Raw genomic sequence first — 3,679 nt, forward strand, 5'->3', positions numbered from 1 at the left:
TACCTGTCCTGAACAATGTTTCCGAACCGTTTCTTCAAACCATATATCAACAACATGATGGAGATAGATATTAGCCAAAATCGCTGAAACTACCCCACCTTATGCATAGTAAGTCGTTATGCAAAGTAACCCCTGAAAAGGCGCATGGTTAGTAGCCATCAAGTCTGTCAACTTTACATAATACTCTGAAATTTTAGTGAGAATTGACTTTCTCTCACTAAAATTCAGAGGAATATATGATGACAACGCAGTCCTTACATGAGCTAACCGAACAACTTGAACAAGAATTAAACCGATTGCATTATACGGATGCATCAATAAAACAATACCGCAGAATGTGGAAGCGTATAGCTACATTTTTCGAGCAGGAAGATATCAATGACTATACGGAAGAGGCAGGATTACGTTTCCTTGATGAACAATTCAACTTTTTTGAAATAGAAAGGGCGGGGGAACTAACGCAATCACTCATTAATGTTTTTCGAATAATTAGAATGCTGGGTGATTTTCAACAGCATGGCAGCATATTGCGGAGATATTATAAACAAAAAAAATTGCTGCAAACCAATAAGTTTGTAGACTTATTACAAAATTATCAAAACTATTGCCTACAAAAAGAATACGCTAAAGCAACCCAGAATCACTATAGAAAAATTACTGAGAAGTTTTTGAGTTTTATAGAATCTCAAGATATCAGGCAATCCACAGATATTACCGCTAAACATATATCCGATTACATCAGCACATTGCTAGGATACAGCTATAAAACGGTGGAATTGGAGCTTTGTGGATTACGGTCTTTTTTACGCTATTTGTATGAAAATAATTTACATACAGAACAGCTAGTCAAAGCAATACCGGTGATTAAGGCCAGAAAACAAAACCGAATCCCTTCAGTTTGGACACAGGAAAACATTACTAAACTTCTTGAAGCTATCGACAGAGGAAATCCCGCTGGTAAAAGAGATTATGCCATCATCTTGTTGGTTACACGATTAGGTCTTCGCACAATAGATGTCAAACATCTGAAGTTAAATAACCTTAAATGGCAGGAAAACTGTATTGAATTAATCCAGTCGAAAACGGCTACCGCTCTCAAGCTTCCCCTATTGCCAGATGTTGGTTGGGCTATTATCGATTACTTGGAAAATGGACGACCAAAAGTTGAGTCTCCGTATGTGTTTTTGCGGCATCTTGCGCCATTGGAACCTTTTTCGGATGAAGACAGGCTACATCAAATTATCACCAAATACATGAGGCTAGCTAAAATTCCAATATCGCCTCATAAGAAGAAAGGGATGCATTCACTGCGGCATACCTTAGCCAGTAGATTACTTGCCGAACACACGCCGCTACCCATAATTTCGGACATACTGGGTCATATCAGTACAAATTCCACCGCCGTGTATCTCAAAGTGGATATCAATAAATTGCGTGAGTGTGCTTTGAATCCTGAAGGAGTGTTTAAGTCATGAGCAATTTTATCTATAACAGCCCATTACAGACATTCATTGAGGACATGATACGTGAAAAACAGTCACTGGGTTATAAATACGACAGCAGTCCCCGAACACTTTACAAATTTGATCAGTTTTGCATTAAATATGGCTGTATTGATGCTGTAATAACTAAAGAGTTGGTTCATGCTTGGATTCAGAAGACACCAAATGAATCAGTAGCAACCGTAAAAAACAGAGCATGTGTGATTAGACAACTGGCACTGTACATGACTCGACTCGGCATTCAAGCCTATGTTTTGCCTAAAAACAGTCTTCCAAAAGTACCTAAATATACACCTTATATTTTTAGTAACCATGAGATGGCCGCACTTTTAGCTCAAACCGATGCTTGCCGTTATTGTAGTGAAGTCCCCTTAAGACATCACATCATGCCCTTGTTGTTTCGTCTTTTATATGGCAGTGGATTGCGAATCTCAGAAGCACTCAACTTGAGGGTTGAAGATATTGATTTACACGACGGTGTGCTGACCGTCATTGATGGGAAATTCAACAAAGACCGGTTAGTGCCACTGGGTGAGGAAAATAGCCGTCGTTGTTGTGAATACATAAAAACCGTTCATTTATTCTCTGATAAAAGTGCGTATCTATTTCCTTCACCTAACGGGCAGATGATTACTCATGGCAATGCCTATAAGAATTTCAGGCGGTTTCTTTGGCAAGCTCGAATATCACATGGTGGATGGGGAAAAGGTCCACGGTTGCATGATATTCGACACACATTTGCAGTCCATTGTCTTAGACAGTGGGTCATTCAGGGCAAGGATTTAGCAGCCTACCTGCCGATTTTAAAAACATACCTGGGTCATGATTCATTCCGCGATACATCATATTATCTAAGACTTACCGCCGAAGTGTATCCAGATATAACAGCAAAAGTGGAACAAGCTTTTGGCTATATTATTCCTGTCATAGGAGATGATGCTCATGAAGCCGACTGATTTTGCCAAAGTATTATCTAACTATCTTGCCATTTATCTACCGGGACAGTGTAATGCTAGCCCAAACACAATCAAATCATATCGTGATACATTTAAGTTACTTTTGCTGTACTGCAAACAGAACTGTAATTTACCCATTCAACAGCTTTGTTTAAAGCAGCTTGATAAGACATTAATCATTGGTTTTCTAAACTGGCTTGAAAAAGTGAGAAACAATAGTGTTTCAACAAGAAATCAACGATTAGCCTGCATCCATGGTTTTTATCAGTTTGTGCAACTTGAAGAACCTGTTGGATTGTTGCTGTACCAGCAAATCTTATCAATTCCTATAAAGAAAACTCAAACTCAAACGATAAATCATCTAACACCCGATGCATTGAAGCTAATCCTTGATCAGCCAGATCTTTCAAAAACCAGAGGTCGTCGTGACCTAACTTTGCTGAGCGTATTGTACGATTCTGGGGCTCGCGTTCAGGAGTTGGTGGATCTAAAACTTAAGGATATTCGATTAAATTATCCACCTGTTTTAACGCTGACTGGCAAGGGTCGAAAAACGAGGCAGGTTCCAATTATGTCGAATACTGAGGTTCTGCTTAAACAATATATGGATGAGACTTTTTCAGCTCAAAATGAACAGCAAGATCATCCGTTATTTTTTAATCGTCAACGTAGAAAAATGACACGTGCTGGCATTTCGTACATCTTGGATAAATATGTGTCTCAAGCCAGAGCTAAATCTTCGATAATTCCACGTAAAGTAAGCCCGCATGTCATTAGGCATACAAAGGCGATGTTGTTACTTCAAGCTGGAGTAAACTTGATTTATATTCGTGATCTTCTGGGACATGTTGATATTGAAACGACAGAAATTTATGCGCGTGCAGATACTGAAATGAAGCGAAAGGCACTTGAAAATGCGTATCCAGATATAGTTGGAAATAATCAGCCTAACTGGCAAAAAGATGAAGCTTTACTCACTTGGTTAGAGAGCTTATAGTCCCTAAACTTGAAATGTTATGTAAAGTAATTTTAGGTTTTTCTCAGTATTAATAAGGGTTATAACCAATTACTTTACATAACGACTTACTATGCATAAGGTGGCTTATGTAAAGCTTTACATAACCCACCCTGGGGTGTTCCTGTGATCGGGTGAATGACTTGTCCATCTGTTTCCAATATCCCGGCTTTTAGCCATTTACGAATAAGATTCAGGAACGGTTT

General features: G+C 38.8%; 3 protein-coding genes. All 3 read left to right on the forward strand.

Annotation, left to right across the window (positions count from 1 at the left end; genetic code table 11):
- Positions 1 to 236 precede the first annotated feature (236 nt).
- Genes ABFQ95_08015 through ABFQ95_08025 form a run of 3 tightly spaced genes read left to right on the forward strand, consistent with a single transcriptional unit; the run spans position 237 to position 3,455 of the window.
- Complete coding sequence (locus ABFQ95_08015; GenBank protein ID MEN8237464.1) at positions 237 to 1,475, forward strand: site-specific integrase; 1,239 nt, start codon at positions 237 to 239, stop codon at positions 1,473 to 1,475.
- A complete protein-coding gene (locus ABFQ95_08020) occupies positions 1,472 to 2,458 on the forward strand; it encodes a tyrosine-type recombinase/integrase (protein MEN8237465.1) in 987 nt (328 codons plus the stop codon). Before ABFQ95_08015 ends, ABFQ95_08020 begins: the two co-directional genes overlap by 4 nt.
- On the forward strand, positions 2,445 to 3,455 hold the full coding sequence (locus tag ABFQ95_08025) for a site-specific integrase (protein ID MEN8237466.1): 1,011 nt from the start codon (positions 2,445 to 2,447) through the stop codon (positions 3,453 to 3,455). Before ABFQ95_08020 ends, ABFQ95_08025 begins: the two co-directional genes overlap by 14 nt.
- Positions 3,456 to 3,679 lie beyond the last annotated feature (224 nt).

Source organism: Pseudomonadota bacterium, assembly GCA_039714795.1.
GTDB lineage: Bacteria > Pseudomonadota > Alphaproteobacteria > JAGOMX01 > JAGOMX01 > JBDLIP01.

Coding starts and splice junctions, on each gene's coding strand:
- ABFQ95_08015 (MEN8237464.1), top strand. CDS start 237: ATGATGACAACGCAGTCCTTACATGAGCTAACCGAACAACTTGAACAA.
- ABFQ95_08025 (MEN8237466.1), top strand. CDS start 2,445: ATGAAGCCGACTGATTTTGCCAAAGTATTATCTAACTATCTTGCCATT.
- ABFQ95_08020 (MEN8237465.1), top strand. CDS start 1,472: ATGAGCAATTTTATCTATAACAGCCCATTACAGACATTCATTGAGGAC.